Here is a 19800-nt window from a genome sequence, read left to right on the forward strand (position 1 = left end):
ATTAGAATAAGTCTTAAACTTAATAATTATGGTTCTTATTTAAGTAAATATAATTTCTAGTATAAATTAAAAATTATTACAATGAAAAAAAAGATTAGGTGTTCAATTCTAATTATCGTTTTATGTGTGGTTACTTTAAAATCAAATGGTCAAGTGACGCCTCCAATGGGCTGGAATTCTTGGAATAAATTTCGTTTTAATGTATCAGAGAATCTTATTAAGGAGACTGCTGATGCGATGAAAAAGCAAAAATTAATCGATTGTGGCTATCGATATATCGTAATTGATGATGGATGGCAGTCAAAATCTCTAGGAAAAGATAGTCTTTTGTTAGCGGATGAAAAAAAATTTCCTAATGGCATAGAGTCATTAGTTGACTACGTTAATGCACTAGGGTTTGAGTTAGGTATATATTCAAGTCCGAATAAATTAACATGTGGAGGATACCCTGGTAGTTTAGGATTAGAAAGGATACATGCAAAACAGTTTTCCGATTGGGGGGTTAAGTTTGTGAAGTATGATTATTGCCCAGCAAGAAATAAAGAAAAGTCAAACTCAGGAGAGTTAATTTTAAAAAGGTTAAAAGCCATGCACAATGCGCTTTCAGATATCGATAGTTCTATAGTATATGCAATTTGCGAAAAAGGTTGGGTTAGTGGCCAAATTCCTAATGCGCGTTCATATAGAAAGCAAATAAAAATAACACCTCAGAATAGAAAAGAATTATTTCATTGGGCTCCTGAATTAGGGACAATGTGGAGAACAACTAATGATATTAATCCTACTTGGGGTAAAATTATGCAAATTTTAGATAGTCAAGAAGGTTTAGCAACTTTATCAGGACCAGACTCATTTAACGATCCTGACATGCTTGAAGTAGGAAATGGAAAGTTAACTTTGTCTGAAAATAGATCGCATTTTTCATTATGGTGTATACTTACTGCGCCATTGATGTTGGGTAGTGATGTGAGAAATATTCCCGATGAAATTCTTGAGATAATAACAAACAAAGAATTGATTGATATTAATCAAGATAAACTTTGCAAACAAGCAGAGAAAATATATGATGAAAACGGCATTGAAATATTCTTAAAGCCTTTGTTAAATAAGGAAATGGCAGTATGTATTTTAAATAGAGCAGATTTTGCACAAGATTTAATGCTAAAATGGGAAGATTTGGGAGTGGATGAAGAAGAAATGATTTTAGTAAGGGATTTATGGCTTCATAAAAATATTAAAAAAGAAGGAAAGTATATAAGTACAAAAATTGATGCACATGATGTAATGGTACTTAGGATAAGTAAAAACTAGAAATAAAATTACCAACCAATTTACATCCAAAAGTAAAACACTCTTTACGGGATAGTGTCTTTTATATATCTTAAAATTGTCTATTTCTAAATGGCTCTTATAGGTTCTAAAAGCAAACCACCCATCCTTTATTGGGTTTTTGTCTAAAAAATCGTATATAAGCCTTTCGTTCCTGTAAAATTTCACTCTATTATCTCTAACTATTATTTTGATATCATTAATTTCATTAGGTTTAAGTAAATATATTTCATCATAAAGGTCGTGTTCAGGTAATAAAGGTTTATTGCCTGTACCATCATATCTTCTAAATCTTGTCCTTGTATTATTATGAACACCAATTCCAGCGTAATATAACTCAAGGCTGTTATATTCATTGAAATTACCATTTCTAGCTTTGCTAAAAAGATTTTCAGGGTTATTTGGGTCTTTAGCCTTCCAAAAACAATTTAAATCACTTACACGGTCTTTTTTAATATCATGTTGAATCACTGTAGCTTCATATTCTATTGTATAATTACCAGTAAGTTTTTCTTTATACCATATTGAGGCACCTTCGTTAACATCTATTTCTAATTTTTTAGAATCATTAATAAAAATTTTTCCATGCGAATATTCCAAAAACCAATTCCCTAAACCTTTGTCAAAATTATCTTGATAAATGAGATGACTATTGTTCTGAATTGAGTTTTTTTTAGAGCTTATGCAACTAATTTGTAAAATAAACGTTAAAAAATATATGTACAACATGTATTTTTTTCTTCTGATAATTTTATAATTTAGCATAATACTTTAGTCTATCCATTGAGTAATTATTTTATACCCGCAGGTCTGTTATCTTTGCCTTTAAACCCAAAAAGGTTATCGCCTAACTCCATTCTTTTGTCTTGAGCCAATTTCATAAGTTTATCAACAACTTTTGGATAATGCTCAGCTACATTCATTTTTTCTGATACATCGCTTTCTAGGTTGTATAGTTCAATATTTTGAATTTCTATACTTTCATAAGGCGAGGGGGTGCCTTCTGTTCCACCCTTTCGCCCATTTAAAGATCTATAGTTATGCGGGAAGTACATCTTCCATTTCCCAGATAATATTCCTTGTAGTTCATTTTCTTTGTAATAAAAATAATAAGCCTCATGAACAGGCTGTTTAGTTTGACCTGTTAAAACATCCATTATATCTTTACCGTCAATTTCATTTTTAGGTAATTCTGCACCGGTAATTCTTCCTATTGTAGGTAATATATCAATATTCATTACCGGAGTGGAAACTATTTTTCCAGAAGGAATTGTAGAAGGCATTCTTATGAGACATGGTACTCTAGTTCCCCCCTCCCATACAGTTCCTTTACCTTCTCTTAATTTCCCAGCAGAACCAGCATGCTCTCCATAGGAAAGCCACGGTCCGTTATCAGAGGCAAAAATAACTAGGGTATTTTCATCAATACCTTGTTTTTTTAATTCATTTAATATTTCTCCTACAGACCAATCTAGTTCCATAATGACATCTCCATAAAGCCCTGCTTTTGATTTTCCTTTAAAAGCATCCGATACGAACAATGGTACATGTGGCTGTGGATGCGCCAAATACAAAAAGAATGGATTGTTTTTGTTGATTTTAATAAAATCTAAGCTTTTTTGGGTTAAAACTTTGGTAAGGTTTGACTGATTTGTTAAGGTATCTATTATTTTATGGTTTTGATATAGCGGTAATGGAGGGAATTTAAACTTATCTTGCCATGGGTGGAGAGGCCACATATCATTTGAATATGGTATTCCGAAATAGTCATCAAATCCATTATTATTTGGCATGAAATCCTCAGTGTCCCCTAAGTGCCATTTACCATATATTGCTGTATTATATCCTTTTGGTTTTAACATTTCAGCAATAGTAGTTTCATCAGGATTTAACCCTATCTCTGAATTTGGAAATAAGGCACCATGAATACCTATTCTGTTTGAATAACAACCAGTGAGCAGTGAAGCTCTTGAGGCTGAACAAACTGGTTGCGCAACATGGAAGTTACTTAACATCACACCTTCTTTTGCCATTTTGTCCAAATTCGGAGTGGTTAAATTTTCAGAGCCGTAACAATTTATATCAGCGTATCCTTGGTCGTCTGTATAAATTATAATCACATTTGGAGGATTATGACTATTAGCACTTTTAGAATTTTTGTTACTACAGGAAAAAAGTGATAAAAGCACTGAAAAATGCAGTACTAAAATTGAAATTATATTATTGTTTTTAAAATTCATTTTGCGTTTAAGTTTAAAAGTTAATTTGTGTTTCATCGGACCATAATCCCACATTACCCCATATATCGATTGCTCTAATCTTATATCTACCTTTAACGGTTTCGGGTTTCCATGTATGTACGTAAGCACAATCAATTAAATTTCCAGCACTAACAATTTTAAAATTGTCACTATCGTTTTCTGCAAAAGAAATCTCATAGCTCAACAAATCATCGTTTTCAATGTCATGCCATTGTATCATAATATCAGTTTCTCCTTGGAAACTGTTGTATTTTTTTAAAGTGGGTTTTTTAACTTTATTTATTTGATTCTTATGGGATCCAGAGATAAGAATTAAACTAACTGATGAAGGTGGCATAGTAACTTCTAAATCAAGATTTCTATTGTTTGATTCGAAGGATACTATCGGTTCGTATACTGCAGGTTCTTGGAATCTCTTAATATTTTTTATTTGATCTGAAGTTGGAAAGGAAGGGCCACCTTGTTCTATCCATTTTTCAAAAGGATTTCCATGGTTTTCATCAAGTCTATAATGCACCATTTTTCCTGATTTGAAAGGGAGGTTAACCAGTTCTAGTTTTAAATTTATTCCTTGTTTTTGAATTATTTTTTTTTCGTCATCAGTAATCCATGGGCGAGGTTCTCCGTTGTAATTAATTTTTACTTCTGGTTTGTTGTAAATTAATACACCAATAAAGTCATTTCCTTTTATTGTAGGTATCACTCCTAAGTTATTGCCCTTTTTTGTAGAATAACCTACATTTAAACTTTGATTGCCTAGTCTAGACAACAAACTCATTACAGTAAAAACAGGCTTTTTGATTAGGGAGAAATTGTTTTCGTTAAAAGGATTACTAAATCTTGCAAAGTGAGTTCTATGTTTCCAGTCTCCCATAAACCCATTATCATTGCTTAAAATTGAATAGTTGACGTTATTTTTCTCTACAAGTATTTTCTGGTGAAGATCTACGCTTTGAGCTACAAAACTGGCATACCAGGGACCAGAACGCCAATAAAAATCTCGACTCCACCCAACCAATGGATCCGCTTCATCATTAACAAAAGGTTTGTCAATAAATTTTGGATGATTTTCTCGTATGTAATCAATAACTTTTTTTTCTTTATCCACCATATCTTGCGGTAATTGTTTGACATGTACAGAAATGAAATCAAGCCTGACTCCTTTTTCGCCAGTAAAATAGTTTGTTCCTGTGTCACAGTGTTCTAGAATAGAATTGAACATCTCTCCTAATCCACCTTCAGATGTTCCAGGACCTCCGAATCTTAGTTGAGGATCAGCCTCTTTTAATCCTTCTGAACACGCATCATAGTAATTTGAAAAACTAACTGTATCATATGGCCAAAAATGCTCTATATTGGGTTCATTAGTAGTTTCAAAATACCACGATCTAACTTCTTCCTTACCATATCTTTCAATAAGATGTACTGCTAAGTCTTTTACAAGTCTTTTCCAAGCCAATAATTGATTATGATTTTTAAAATCATTAAAATAATCCTCGTAGTCTACTTTATAAGTTCCTTCTTTATCGTAGCGAATCTGGTGCTCTTCAAGTTTTCCATTAAACAAGCCCATAAGTTCGAAAATTAATTTTTGATTGTTTGCAACCAGAACATCTAACGATTTGTCCAAAAGTGTCCAATCATAAACAACGTTTTTCGTACCTAAACCCTTTGTTCCAATGAGATTTAATAAGTAATGGGGTCTACTGTAAACTATTCCTGAGTTGTTTACAGACCTTAGATAATTCATAGTTTGTTGCATATCTTTTCGCATCAAGACACTTCCAGGCGAATACCCAGTGCTTTTCCAAAAGTGGTAGAACTCTTGTTTACTATTTGAGAAGTCTACTTTTCCTTTTACCAAATTAAAGTCTTGACCTATACTTTTTGTGCTATTTTGGGCTGGTTGTTTATCACAATTATAGATAAACATTACCAAAGATAAAATAAGTAAGAGTTTGATGTTTTTCTTCATTCCATTATAATTAATGATTAGTTATTATTGTTTTTAAAACTCTTTTTTATTTTTCATATCACAGTCAATCAATACATGAATTGCCTCTTTATCATTTTTATTATCTCTCAACTCAAAAGCTTTTTTGAGATCAGCTAATGAGAAAATATTTGTTACCATTTCTGATGTGTTTATAAGTCCGTCCAAAACCAATTGTACACCCTCATGAAAATATTTTCGCATTTGATTATCCGTTCTAGGTTCTGTAGAATATATATTTATTCTTTTTCTATGCACCTTAAAAAAATCAATCGATTTATTACAAATTCCAATACATCCGTACATAACTATTTTACCACTAAAAGCGACAGTATCAATTGCATCCACCATTCCATCACCATCCAATAGGCAAGGTATTACTATATCGAATCCTTCAGGAAATACTTCTCCAACTATATCCATAGTTGAAGTATATTCATTTGGAATTTTAAATGTATGTGTGGCACCATAAGATTGAGCTAATTTTAATTTTTTAATGTTTAAATCGGTAACGACGAGATTTTTAGGGTTATATAAACTTATGACTTGGGTCATAATCAATCCGCTTACACCTTGCCCCATAATTAGGACATTCTTGTTTTCAGTAATTTCCGCAAGTTCTGCGGTATGGATAATACCCGGTAAAACTTCGATAAGGCTGATTTCCTTCATTGGGAACGATAAAGGAAGTTTTATTACATTAAAAGGTTTACATACTATATATTCAGCAAAAGCACCCCAAACATATCTACACGCTACTTTATCACCTATTTGGAGACCTTTAACATTTTCCCCAACTTCGCAAACTATGCCTGAAACTTCATGACCTAATCTTGTTGGCATTGATAAATATTCTGGTTTTCTTGAACCGCGATAAGTTTCTAGGTCTGAACCACATATGCCAACGTATTTTATTTGTATACATATTTCATCTCTATTGGGTTTAGGTATTTTCGCATAGGCTATTGATATATCATAAGGTGCTTCTAAAACTGCAACAGTCTGCGAATTTGGATGTTCTCTGTCAACCAATTCCAACTCTGCCAATTCCATTTGTGATGCCATAATCAACTAATTTTTATTTTTATATATACCGAAATCACCTTGATCAATCAACTTCAATAGTTTTTGAACTATCATAGGCTCCTGTTTAGCAATATTGGTTGTCTCATTTGGGTCATTAATATGGTCGTATAGTTCAATATTCGGTTCTTCCTCATTTTCTCTAAAGTATTTTGTGAGCCTAAAACGTTCATTTCTTACACTAATACCACGGTTATAATAACTATAGGCAACGTTCGACCAATCAGGAGATTGAAATTTAAGAAGAGGAACTAAACTTTGACCGTCAAGACGATTAGGTTTTGAAAATCCACAAAGCTCCATTAAAGTAGGATACAAATCAATACTGCTAACAATTTCATTTACTTTAGACCCTTTCTTGATTTGAGGGGCTTTAATAATAAAAGTGCTTTTAAGTGACCTCTCAAATAATGTATGTTTTCCCCATATCCTATGGTCACCTAAATGCCAACCATGATCCCCCCAAAGTATAATAATCGTATTATCAGAAAGCCCTAATTGTTCAAGTTCGGTCATTAGCTTTCCAACCTGATTATCAATGTAACTAATAGAAGCATAATAGGCATGAATTAGCTTTTTGGAGTAATGTTCGGATAAAGGTTTTTGAAGTGAGGCTTTTTCTTCTCCTTTTTTGTATTGATTTAGCTCATGACTGGAATGTAGACTTTTTAAATTAACATTTTTTGGTATTTCGGGATTGGGAGAAGTTTTTATTTGATTACGGTCATATAAATCCCAGTACTTCTTGGGCGAATTAAAAGGCAGGTGTGGTTTGAAAAAACCAACGCCAAGAAAGAATGGTTCTTTTTTTTCAGAAAGTTCATTCAATTTTTTCAAGGCAGTTTTTAAAATTAAGCCATCGGGATATCCTTCGTCTGAAACATTTGCCTTTTCATAAGGCTTTAAATTCTTGTTTTCGTCTGTTCTATTTTTACCTCCACTATAAGCAAAGAAACTATTCCATCCAGTTCCCCAATTACCTAAATCCAGCAACATTTCATCCCAACTTTTTGGTAGCTCCCATTCAGTACCTATTTCATCCCCGTAACCATAAATCAAACCATCAGGAGAGTGACTTATTTTACCAACACCAACTGTATAATATCCCTTTTGTCTCAGAAAATGAACAAATGATTCAGTTTTTGGGCTATCTTTTTGTTTAGCTATTTTTTCACTAAAAACTTCATTTGTAATGTCTATTGAGTCTCTAGGGAGTAGGCCTGTTAATAACCCAGCTCTGGATGCACCGCAAGTAGGAGCAGTAACAAAATGATTATTAAATACTACCCCCTCATTTCCTATTGCGTCTAAGTTTGGGGACTTTACGACTGTATTATTATATATTCCAAGATCAGGTCTTAAATCATCGATGGCAATAAAAAGAATATTATGCTGTTTTGCCTCTTTGGCTTTCGGTTTTTTTAAGCAACTAACAATCAAAATCATGCCAAGAAGAAACGTAATTCTTAAAATTAACTTTATGGATAACTTGTTTAAATTCACTTTAGAAGATTTATATGATATTGTTTAGTATTATTAAGTCTTAAGAGATGATTTTTTTGTTCGGTTGATTAATCTACTCGGAAGAATCTCGGTAAACCCTAAAACCACAATAAGAATGTGGAATCAAATGTACCTCTAATTTTAGACATGTAAACTTTTAATTGTTTCAGAAATCACTACTTACGGTTACATGGGTTAATTGTCGGCTAATATTGCAAATTGAAAGAAAACAAATTGTTTAAATTTAGCAGTCCTTATGTGCATTTTAAAGTAAAAGATAAATCAACTTATCAGTTCTAGTGATTCTTTAGTAAAAAATGTTTCGAGAACCATTTTGGTGCTAAAGACCTTATTCGCAATACAGGCTTTACTCATTTTAATCACAAAATTCATGAGAATTGACAGGGTTTTCTTAAAAATAACAACGGTTATTTGTCATTTAGATAAATATGGAAATTAACTCATAATAATGATGATGGATTTAGCTTGATAAAGTACTTTTAACGATGTCCATTCATGGGTTTAGATCTAATCTTGCTTCATTGGTGCTTAAATGTTTAATTCTATTAAGCTTTAATGTAGTTCGGTTTTCGTTATAAAACCACTACGTTTAATTTCTTTTGTAGAAGCTCTAATTAAGATATTAGTTTCAATGGTCAAACTAGCTTTTTCTTGCTAATGTAACATGCGTACGGTTGATAAGTAACATTTATGCAGTTGTATTGAATGCAGAACCCCCACCTTTGCTATAAACATTAAATTTTAAAATGATCAAAAATGCTGTAATTGGTGTTGATTTGGGGGGGACTGCCATCAAGTATGGATTAATTAATGAGGACAAAGAAATTTTGTGGAGTGCTTCAAAGCCTTCTAAAGCAAGTGTGTCTGCAAGTGAAGTTGTGGACAATATTTTAGATTCAATACAAGAGGCTGTTAAAAAATCAAAAGAATTGGAGTTAGGTGTGGTGTCGATAGGTCTAGGTACACCAGGATTGGTAGAGAAAAGTAACATAGTTGTTGGAGGAGCTAATAATATCAAGGGGTGGAGCAATATTCCTCTTGGAAAAATTCTATCAATAAGAACAGGGATTAAAACTTTTATTGCAAATGATGCTGATATGATGGGGTTAGGAGAGTTTACACTAGCGCCAAATTATCAACATGACTCAATGTTATTTATAACTCTAGGAACAGGTATTGGAGGTGCTATTTTTATTAATGGCGAACTGTTTAATGGTCATTACGGATTGGGAGGAGAATTAGGTTTGTTACCTATTGTTGTTGATGGACAAAGAAGCTATTGGGAAGATATTGCTTCAACCTCAGCTATGGTTAGAGAGTATGAAAAGGTTGCTTTGAAAGCCTCAGACAATATTAATGGTGAATACATTGTAGATAAATATTTTAAGAAGGATCCTATTGCAATAGAGATAATAGATCGGATTACACAGTACATAGGTGTTGGACTTGCTGGATACGTAAATATTTTTAATCCCAAAAGAATAATAATTGGAGGAGGGGTATCACAAGCCGGCAGTTTTTTTATTGATAAGATTAAAAGGTATACTAAAGAAAATGCCTTAAAAGAGTCTTACAATGGTGTTGATATTCAAGTGGCTAAATTAGGAAATAAAGCAGGTTTTTTTGGAGCGGGCTTATTTGCATTTAAAAAAATACAGACAAAAGATGAAAAATAGATACTTAATAGTTGGATTGGTTTTACTGGTATTTTTTGTAATATCTTTTCTAACTAATATTTTGGGCGCTATCAACCCAAATATTAAAGAAAGTTTTAATCTAGAATTTTCTTCCATGGGATTTATGACATTAGCCTTCTTTTCTGCATATGGTATTATGTCTATTCCAGCAGGAATACTTGTTGAAAAATATAAAGAAAAGAAAATTATTCTTTCAGGTTTTATTTTAGCATGTACTGGTTCTTTTAGTTTTGCTATTTTTCCAACTTATGGCCTTTTTCTCTTTTCCTTGTTCTTAATTGGTACGGGAATGGCTATGCTGCAAGTTGCTATTAATCCGCTTTTAAGAGAGGCTGGAGGCAAGGAAAATTTCGCTTTCTACTCGGTGCTTGGGCAACTGTTTTTCGGTGTAGCTGGAGTGGTGGGACCCTACCTTTTCGTATATCTCATGGAGCATCTTGGTGACAAAAGTACATCTGATAAATTCATCTTGTTCTTATCGGGCTTTGTTTCTGAAAATATGAGTTGGGTAGTAATTTACTGGATTTTTGCTGCTGTTGCATTTATTATGGTGGTCGTAGTGTTGTTTGTAAACTTTCCCAACGTTGAATTAGAAGACAATGAGAAAATTGGAGGTCTGGAAGTTTTTAAAAATTTAACTAAGAACAGAACGGTAATAGCTTTTTTCATAGGTATATTTTGCTATGTTGGATTTGAGCAAGGTGTTTCTTTCTGGATTTCACAATTTTTGGAAGTCTATCACAAGGTTGACTCTGAAACAACTGGAGCAGCCGTAGTAGGAAACTTTTGGGGCTTCCTAACTGTTGGCTGTTTCTTAGGACTGGTAATATTAAAATTCTTAGACAGTAAAAAAGTTTTGATAATCTTTTCCTTTTTCGCCTTTTTGAGTTTAACTCTCGCACTTTTTGGTAATAAACAAATGGCAATTCTTTCTTTTCCTGCAGTTGGATTTTTTGCATCTATAATGTGGTCTGTAATTTTTTCTTTAGCATTAAATTCTGTCGATAAATATCATGGTTCATTTGCGGGGATTTTATGTACAGGTATAGTTGGTGGTGCAATAGTACCTTTTATAATTGGAGGGTTAAGTGAAGTTCTTGATCTAAGGTTTGGAATGATTTTTAATTATATGACTCTCGCATATATTTTTTCAATTGGGATTTGGGCAAAACCACTCGTAAATAATAAAACTATAGGGTCTAAATAAATATCTTTTTAAAAATTCTCAATTAAAGTATATGACCATATGTTTCTAGTTCAAAAAATTTAATTCGTAATATAATATAATGAACAAAAAAAAATGCTTAAAAATAGTTTTGTTAATGGGATTAGTTTTTCAGTTAATTTCTTGTGAAAAAGAAACTAAAAAACGCAAAAATTCCAAAAAACCAAACATCCTCATTTTAATGAGTGACAATCATTCGTGGAATCATTTAGGAGCTTACGGTAACGAGGTTCTCAAAACACCGAATATTGACGCAGTGGCGAATAAAGGAGTACAGTTTGAAAATGCTTATTGTGCTTCACCTTCATGTTCACCAGCTCGAGCAGCAATGTTAACAGGGCAGGATGTATGGAGACTAGGAGAGGGGGCAAATCTCTGGGCAAGTTTCCCTAAGGAGAAGGTATATACAAAACTTATGTCTGAAGCTGGTTATCATGTAGGGATTGAGGGAAAAGGCTGGGGACCAGGTAATGCTTCAGAAAATGGGTGGGAGTATAACCCTGGAGGCGAAAGATATGATTCTTTTGAAGAGTTTTATAACGAGATTGAAAAAGGACAACCATGGATGTATTGGTATAGCAGTAGAGACCCGCATAGACCATTTAGAAGAAATGGATGGAAAAAATCTGGTTTAGACTTGTCTAAAATAAAAGTTCCATCTTACCTCCCAGACTCGGAAGAAGTAAGAAAAGATATTGCGGATTATTATAACGAGATTCAGCTTTTTGATAAGGAAGTTGCTTCTTATTTAGCGCTTGTTGGAGAAATGGGGGAGCTTGAAAACACAATAGTTATAATTTGTAGTGACAATGGTTGGCAAATGCCAAGAGGGTTAGCTAATTTGTATGATGCAGGAACTAAAATTCCATTAATTATATCATGGCCAAAACACTATAAAGGAGGAAGGGAAATTACTGATTTTGTTAGTTTAAATGATTTTGCTCCTACATTTTTAGAACTTGCAGGTATTAAAGTTCCTGAGGAAATGACGGCCAAAAGTCTACTCCCTATTCTCACTTCTAATGACGAAGGAAGAATAGAGGAAGAAAGAGATTTTTTTGTTATGGCAAGAGAACGCCATGCTTTTGTTCGCAAAAATGGTCTGGGCTATCCAGGGCGAGCAATACGCACTGATGACTATTTATATATTCGGAATTATGAGTCTGATCGTTGGCCAGCCGGTGACCCTCCGTTATATGGAGATGTAGATGCCCATATGTTACAATATCCTTGCGCTACTAAATTCTATATTTTAGAACACCAGAACAAAGATGAAATTAAACCATATTTTGATTTGGCATTCTCAAAAAGACCTTATGAAGAATTATTCGATCTTAAGAATGATCCAGAACAAATAAATAATGTGGCAGGTAATCCTAAATATGCTAAAATTAAAGAGGAACTATCAAATAAATTAACTGATTATCTCGTGAAAACTGGAGACCCAAGGGAGACAGATGTCAATTTTGATTGGGATAATGTGCAATATTTCATGGAAGGAGATAAGTACCCAAAGCCAAGTTTGAAAGCTATCGAGGTTCTTGGCTTAAAAGAAGAATATGATTACACCGACTAAAAGTAATGAACAAAATCTAGGTTTGGTCAGGATTATATTTGGTATAATAGGCAAGTAGGGGAAATAAACTAAAATTATTCTAAATGTTTTCAAAAAATCAAAGATGAAAAATATTTAATCTTGAAAGAATTTATGTCATTGCCCAAATTAATTATGTTTTTAAGTCTTTGTGCTATTAGTACATGTGTGTCAGGGCAACACAGTATTCAAACAAAGCCTAATATACTTTGCTTAGTGATTGAGGATACCAGTAGTTATCAATTTGGGTGTTATGGCAACAAAGATATAAATACTCCAAACATTGACGCCCTTGCCTTAAAAGGAATAAAATATACAAATGCAAGCTCTAACGCACCTCATTGTTCACCAGCACGATCTACGCTGATTACAGGATGTTATGCCACCAGTTTTGGTATGGATATTCATAGAGAGGATTATGATACCCCAGAGAACATTTTTTTTCCAAATTATTTAAGAAAGGCTGGTTATTTCTGCACTAATAATGTTAAAACTGATTATAATACAAAGTTAGATAATAAAAGTATATGGGATGAATGTAGTACAAATGCAACTTATAATAGCATAAATCGAAAACCAAATCAGCCATTTTTTTCTGTATTTAATACTACGGCTACCCATATGGGATTAGTTAGAACAATTACGATTGAGGGCAGGCCAGACTTTAAAGAATATGGTATTGATATTAATAAGCTTAATATGCCACCACATATTCCAGATTTACCTGAAATGAGATCGGATGAGGCTTTTCAATTGAAAGCTTCTCAAGAGTCGGACCAATGGGTAAATGCTTACTTAAACGACTTGAAATTAAAGGGGCTAGATGGCAACACAATTATCTTCTTTTTTAGTGATCATGGCGGTTGTTTACCTAGGGGTAAGGGTTTCCCATTTGAAAGTGGTTTAAAAATACCTCTGATAGTATATATACCACCTGCTTGGGCAAAAAAACTAGATATTAAGACTGGCTATATTGAGACGCGAAACGTTGGTTTTGTTGATTTCGCTCCTACTTTTCTGTCTATTGCTGGAGTAAATATACCAGATTTCATGGAAGGTATTCCATTTCTTGGAAAAAAAGTTGAAGAATCTAGGAAACTACAATTTGGATTTAGATCAAATCAAGAAAACTATCATTTTGATCCGTCCAGAACAGTTTCTGATGGTCGATTTAAGTACATCAAAAATTATATACCTCATAAACCCTTTTGTTTAAGGAACTTATATCAATGGGGTATGCCGGCAAATCAAGCATGGGATACTTACATAATCTCAGGTATATGCAAAAATGAGGATTGGCTTATACCTTATAAACCTAAAGAAGATGAGATGTTATTTGATTTGGAGAATGATCCGTGGGAGTTAAATAACTTAGCTAATAATTCAAATTTCAAAGAAAAGCTGAAGTTTTTAAGAGAAGAAATGGCGAAGCATGTCAGAGAAACGCATGACTTGGGTTTTTTTCCGAGGGAGATGCGTACTAAAAAAAAGAATGGGCTTTACAAGTGGGTTAAAGATGTTAAATTCCCTTTGGAGCTTTTATATAGTTCTGCAGAATTAGCTGGATCGGCTTCAAATGAAGATATCCCTGAATTGTTACGCCTTTTGAAAAGTGAATATGCAGTATTGAGATACTGGGCAACCGTAGCTTTTTGCCATTTAGGCTCAACAAACAAGCTAAAAATAGCTCCAAAGTCCTTAATTAAAGCAATAGAGGATGAGGATCTGGAAGTAGCCACTATGGCTTCAGAAGCTATATGTTACATGGATAATTTTGAGTTAGGGGTTGACAAATTAATAAATCTTTTTAGAAATAATTTTAATCCAGCATACTCTTCTTTAGAAACACTTACTTGGTATCCTGAGCAAAAAAAATCACTAAAAAAATATTCCCCCATTTTCAGAAAAATAGCGCTTGGGGAGAATAAGAATGAACAAGGTTATCAGGGGTTAGTATTAAGGGCAAGATCAATTCAGGTAAATCTAAACGATATACCTATTACTGACCTATTTACAGAAAAAGAAAAAAAAGATGGCATAAAGAAGAATAAAACAGGAAGAAAATTTATTTATCCTAACTAAAATTAAAAAATATGATTTGTTTTAATTACAAAATGCAGGCAATTAAATTTACCCGAATTATAACGGCTGTTGTAGCACTATTTGTGGGTTTTAGAATGCATAGTCAAATTGAGTCTAGTCTGAAATGGAAGTCAATTGAAGGTGTTTCTATTCCTATACCTCCCTCTGAACACCCTAGATTATTTTTGAGGAATGAACATATTCCAGAGCTTAAAGAAAGAATGCAAGATCCTATATTATCTAAAGTCTGGGATGATCTTGTTGCCATGTCTAAAGATTCGCATAACGAATCGGCAGAAAAAAAGGATTGGCGTTATTATTTAGATCAGAAAGGAATTCCTGTAAAAGCAGAATTGGATGCCTTAAGGTATTTAATCTCTGATAAGGAGAGCATTGGAAGATTGGCAATCAAAAATATCCTTAAAAACCTAAAGAAGAGTAATTGGCCAGAAGAAGGCAACGATTTATCAAGAGGAATTGGCCGAAGAATGGTATCGGGAGCAATAGTATATGACTGGTGTTATGATTTGTTGACTAAATCGGAAAAAGAGGCGTTTATAAAAGAATTTTTGAGGTTAGCAGAAATGCTGGAATGCGGTTACCCTCCAAGAAAAGTGGGGTTAATTGTAGGGCACCCTTCCGAATGGATGATTATGAGAGACTTATTGTCAACATCAATAGCAATTTATGATGAGCACCCAGACATGTATAATATAATTGCCAAACTCCTTTATGAAGAGTTTAAACCACCGAGAGATTGGTTTTTCAAAGGCCATGCACATCATCAAGGAACGGCATATTATAATGTTAGGCATGCTAATGAATTATTTGCGCAATGGATTTTCAATAGAATGGGAGCTGGAAATTTCTATCACCCATCGCAACAATTTGTGCCATACAATATTCTATACTTAACAAGGCCTGATGGTCAATTTGTAGCGAGTGGAGATACTAATTATTATAGGAAAAAACCGAATGCAATGGGTATAGTGGCTTTACTGAATGGAAGTTATTATAAAGATGAATTTATTAACAAAGTTTACCTAGATAACCCTTCACTAGCCTCTCACAATAAGCTTTTTGAGTTTTTATGGAGAGATGTTGATCTAGGCACAAGAGAAGTAAATGACCTACCGTTGTCAAGATATTTTGATGCACCATTTGGATGGATGGTAGCTAGGACAAGTTGGGACGAGAATGCTGTAATAGCTGAAATGAAAATCAATGAATATCATTTTGGAAATCATCAACACTTAGATGCTGGTTCTTTTCAGATATACTATAAAGGTCCTTTGGCAATTGATTCAGGAATTTACTCAGGTGTTTCTGACGGAATCAGTGGCTATAATAATTCGCACAACAAAAACTATTTTAAGCGAACTATAGCTCATAACAGCTTATTAGTTTATGATCCAAAAGAGGAATTCTTAACCTGGGATTATGGAGGTGCTCATAAAACAAAATATGGTAGAAATGATGGAGGCCAAAGAATGCCTGGTAAGGCTTGGACACCGCCAAATACATTTGCTGATATTTTAACAGAAGAGTATAAAACAGGAGAAATAATTGCACATGGTTTTGGACCTGATAACTATGCTCCGGAATACACTTATTTGAAAGGAGATATAGCTTCAGCCTATACAGATAAGGTAGAGGAAGCAAAAAGATCATTTGTTTTTTTAAATTTTAAGGAAGACTCTATACCAGCTGGGCTTATAGTTTTCGATAAGTTAGTTTCCTCAAATCCTGATTTCAAAAAATATTGGTTGTTACACAGTATTGAAGAGCCTACACTCCGAGGTACTGAAACAACAATTTCCAGGACGCTATTTGGTGAGAGCGGAAAATTGATTTGTAATACAATCTTGCCCAAAAAGGAAAATCTATCAATAGAACTAGTTGGAGGTCCTGGTAAGGAGTTTTGGGTATTTGGTGAAAATTTAGAAACAATTCCAAGAGATAGACCAGACCCTGCTAATGATCGCGGAGCATGGAGAGTAGAGGTGTCTCCGTTACAATCAGCTAAAGAGAATTATTTTTTAAACGTTCTGCAAGTGACGGATACTGAAATAGATAAAACCTATAAGGTAAAAGAGATTTTAGGTGATGAAGTTTTTGGGGTTCAAATAAAAGATCGAATTGTACTATTTAACAAGAGGTCATCTCAAATGGATTTGCCTTTTTCATTTTCTGTAAAAGAAAAAGGTAATTATAAATTCCTGATTACTGATGTTGAAGAAGGCACTTGGCAGATTAAAAAAAATGGTAAAGTGTTACACGTTGCAATTAGAGCTGATAAAACTGACAACGTTTTATATTTTGAGGGAAGCCATGGTGATTATGAAGTAATAAGGTAAATTACATTAAATATTCGCAATATCTAATAATTAAAAAATCAGGTGTTCTCTTAGGAACTATCTCAAGATAAAGTGTTTGTAATAATACCTTAATGGGTTTTGTTGGAAAACTCAATTGAAGATGAATAAAAACATACTCTTGTACAATCTGGTTTTTACTAAAAACTGATATTCAAATTACTATTTTTTAAATCTTTATTAAGCATACTATGAAATTATTTGCTATAAGAATATTAATATTATTTGTGCTAATAATATTTTGTGTTTTCTGCGACTCAAATAAAAAAATAAAAGTTAAACCTAATGTTCTTTTTATAGCGGTTGACGATTTAAATGACTGGGTTGGTGTTATGGGGGGGCATGAATTAGCAATAACCCCCAATTTGGATAGACTAGCAGAAAAGGGAATGTTATTTACTAATGCCCATTCACCTATGCCTGTTTGTGTAGCATCTAGAAATGCTTTACTAAGTGGGATGCACCCTACTTCAACTGGGTGGTATAGTCTGGTGCGAGATCATGATGCTATGGTTAAATCATATAGTAGTATCATGTCGGGAAAAAAAATGTTACCAGCTCTTTTTAAAAGTAACGGTTATGATACTTACTGTGCAGGAAAAATATTTCATAAAGGAGTTACAGATTACCCTTTTTTAATGGATTCATTATGGAATGATGTGCTTCCTAGTTATAAAGAGAAATTGCGCCAAATAGATTATGATCGAGGTGATGGTTATGGCGGGTATATTTTTTACCCTTTTCCAAAGGGTGGAAGTCAATTAAAGAATTTTTTTGGTAATAGTTTAAAAACTGGGCATTCTCTATGTGGTGGACCATTGGATAAAGAAGATATTCCTCAAGGTAAAATGTATGATGAATTAATTGCTGATTATGCAATTGATAAAATTAATAAGAAACATGAAAAGCCATTTTTTATTTCAGCTGGTTTTGTAAGACCACATGTACCTTATACAGCTCCCAGTAAGTACTTTGATTTATATAATATCGATGATATTAAAATTCCAGAAACACTGAGTGAGGAAATAAAAAATATACCATTAGTTGGTAAATCAATAATTTACAATTACGGTGTGAATGGTAAAGGGGATTATCAGGTTGTAAATGAATTAGGTGTCGATTATTGGAAACATCTAATACACTCGTATCTGGCATGTGTAACGTTTGTGGACGATCAAATAGGAAGGGTTCTTCGGGCTTTAGAAAAAAGTGAATATTCAAGTAATACTATAATCGTTCTTTGGTCTGACCATGGTCAAAGTTTAGGAGAAAAGAGAAACTTCAGGAAAATGAGCTTATGGGATGAATCATCAAAAGTACCATTATACATTTCATTGCCAGAGATGGATGAAGGATTAACTTGTTCTAATCCAGTAAGTTTATTAGATGTTTATCCTACTTTGGTAGATTTGTGTGAATTACCTGAACCAAGTCATCTTGAAGGTAATAGTTTAAAACCACTCATTGCTAACCCTAGCATGGATTGGAATATTCCAGTGTTAATAAGTTGGAGGTATAAAAATTATGCGGTTCGATCAAAGGATTATAAATACATTCAATATCGAGATGGGAGTCAAGAATTGTATGATATGAAAATCGATCCTTCTGAACGCAATAATTTAGCTTTATATGAAAATTACAAGCATATAATTAATGAACATAAAAAATGGATTCCTAAGAATCCGAGACTACCAGTAGGTTCAACTGATTGGAAGGGTGACGAAATAGATCTAACTTTAGAAAAATGGAAAGTCAATGACAGCATACCGACTTGGCTTGTAGAATAAAATTATTATTAATACACGTACGATAAAATATAAATAATTATCTGTGAAATGAAATATAGAATATGAAACACATAGAAATAATAGTATTTTTTTGTTTAATTATAACAGGGTCTTCTTATGGACAATGGGCCAATAAAAGACACCAAACCTTGATTACACCATTCCGTTTTACATTACCACCAACAAATGCCAAGGTTGAATATGAAGACCTGGATGGTGATGGTGATCCGGATATTCTGCGTACTCTTACAAATGGTGATATTCCTGTTTTATGGATTGATGATGATGATGATATGAAAAAAGGAGATTTGGAAGGAGATACGGATTCTGATTGCCTTGTAATTGATAAGAACAAAGATGGATTTTTTGGTCATGATCATGATGTTATGATTGACTGGGGCGATGAAGACGGAGACAATGTTGCAGATATACAAGTGTTTGTCGAAACTGGAGGATGTATTGTTGCAACAGAAGCAAATTGCTACAGATTTCGATTTAGGCTTCTCTACTGGTGTTTCCTATACATTTGGTTCGGCGTTTAATAATATAATTAATACAAGGTTATAGCCCCTTATTAGGATATATAAAATTTAACATCTCATTGACAATCGCTCAGATAGGTTTTTAAGTTTCAAAAATGAGAATTTATTGTTAAGGATAAATTTAAGTTTTCTTTATAAAAACAGCTTAAAAATTAGGTAGCGTCTAGTTTACAGCCTGTATGAGCGAAGAATTGATACCATGAGATTTTCACCATACTTTGCGTATTTTTTCATGATTTGTAATTAAGTCGTAAACCTATTTTTTATGGCAAAGGTGATTTGCTGATACTAAGTATTGTTTATTACCT

At 33.2% G+C, this 19800-nt stretch carries 13 protein-coding genes; 8 read left to right on the plus strand and 5 right to left on the minus strand.

The genetic code is table 11. The annotated features are described in order from the left end of the window. Positions 1-81 precede the first annotated feature (81 nt). A complete protein-coding gene (locus KFZ70_RS09375) occupies positions 82-1311 on the plus strand; it encodes a glycoside hydrolase family 27 protein (RefSeq protein ID WP_139695060.1) in 1230 nt (409 codons plus the stop codon). On the opposite strand, the gene KFZ70_RS09380 is transcribed toward KFZ70_RS09375, so the two are convergent. The 5 genes from KFZ70_RS09380 to KFZ70_RS09400 are packed head-to-tail and all read right to left on the minus strand — an operon-like array spanning position 1216 to position 8169. Beyond that, positions 1216-2094 (minus strand): DUF6250 domain-containing protein, encoded by an 879-nt coding sequence (locus KFZ70_RS09380; RefSeq protein WP_139695059.1) that lies wholly within the window; start codon positions 2092-2094, stop codon positions 1216-1218. The two genes, KFZ70_RS09375 and KFZ70_RS09380, sit on opposite strands and share 96 nt — an antisense overlap. Before the next feature lie 26 nt (positions 2095-2120). Further along, positions 2121-3569: a sulfatase gene (locus tag KFZ70_RS09385; RefSeq protein WP_139695058.1), complete on the minus strand. Its 1449-nt coding sequence runs from the start codon at positions 3567-3569 to the stop codon at positions 2121-2123. A 13-nt stretch (positions 3570-3582) separates the two neighbouring features. Further along, the gene (locus tag KFZ70_RS09390; RefSeq protein WP_139695057.1) at positions 3583-5565 is read right to left on the minus strand and encodes a GH39 family glycosyl hydrolase; all 1983 of its coding nucleotides are present in this window, start codon (positions 5563-5565) and stop codon (positions 3583-3585) included. Positions 5566-5598: 33 nt separating this feature from the next. After that, positions 5599-6648: a zinc-binding dehydrogenase gene (locus tag KFZ70_RS09395; protein ID WP_139695056.1), complete on the minus strand. Its 1050-nt coding sequence runs from the start codon at positions 6646-6648 to the stop codon at positions 5599-5601. Between the two features lie 6 nt (positions 6649-6654). Next, the gene (locus tag KFZ70_RS09400; RefSeq protein WP_199240646.1) at positions 6655-8169 is read right to left on the minus strand and encodes a sulfatase; all 1515 of its coding nucleotides are present in this window, start codon (positions 8167-8169) and stop codon (positions 6655-6657) included. Positions 8170-8936: 767 nt separating this feature from the next. On the opposite strand from KFZ70_RS09400, the gene KFZ70_RS09405 reads away from it, so the two are divergent. The 7 genes from KFZ70_RS09405 (at position 8937) to KFZ70_RS09435 (ending at position 19492) form a co-directional block, all read left to right on the plus strand. After that, complete coding sequence (locus tag KFZ70_RS09405) at positions 8937-9866, plus strand: ROK family protein (protein WP_139695055.1); 930 nt, start codon at positions 8937-8939, stop codon at positions 9864-9866. Then, a complete protein-coding gene (locus tag KFZ70_RS09410) occupies positions 9856-11094 on the plus strand; it encodes an MFS transporter (RefSeq protein WP_139695054.1) in 1239 nt (412 codons plus the stop codon). Before KFZ70_RS09405 ends, KFZ70_RS09410 begins: the two co-directional genes overlap by 11 nt. Before the next feature lie 115 nt (positions 11095-11209). Further along, positions 11210-12688: a sulfatase gene (locus KFZ70_RS09415; protein WP_199240645.1), complete on the plus strand. Its 1479-nt coding sequence runs from the start codon at positions 11210-11212 to the stop codon at positions 12686-12688. Between the two features lie 120 nt (positions 12689-12808). Beyond that, positions 12809-14788, plus strand: coding sequence for a sulfatase (locus tag KFZ70_RS09420; RefSeq protein WP_139695052.1), 1980 nt, complete (start codon positions 12809-12811; stop codon positions 14786-14788). Between the two features lie 32 nt (positions 14789-14820). Continuing rightward, complete coding sequence (hepB, locus tag KFZ70_RS09425; RefSeq protein ID WP_139695051.1) at positions 14821-17145, plus strand: heparin/heparin-sulfate lyase HepB; 2325 nt, start codon at positions 14821-14823, stop codon at positions 17143-17145. 245 nt (positions 17146-17390) lie between these two features. Then, positions 17391-18950: a sulfatase gene (locus KFZ70_RS09430; RefSeq protein ID WP_158293170.1), complete on the plus strand. Its 1560-nt coding sequence runs from the start codon at positions 17391-17393 to the stop codon at positions 18948-18950. A 62-nt stretch (positions 18951-19012) separates the two neighbouring features. Then, entirely contained in the window at positions 19013-19492 is a 480-nt protein-coding gene (locus tag KFZ70_RS09435; RefSeq protein ID WP_139695049.1) for a hypothetical protein, read from the plus strand. Positions 19493-19800: the final 308 nt, after the last annotated feature.

It is taken from the genome of Allotamlana fucoidanivorans (assembly GCF_045788535.1).
Taxonomy (GTDB): Bacteria; Bacteroidota; Bacteroidia; order Flavobacteriales; family Flavobacteriaceae; genus Allotamlana; species Allotamlana fucoidanivorans.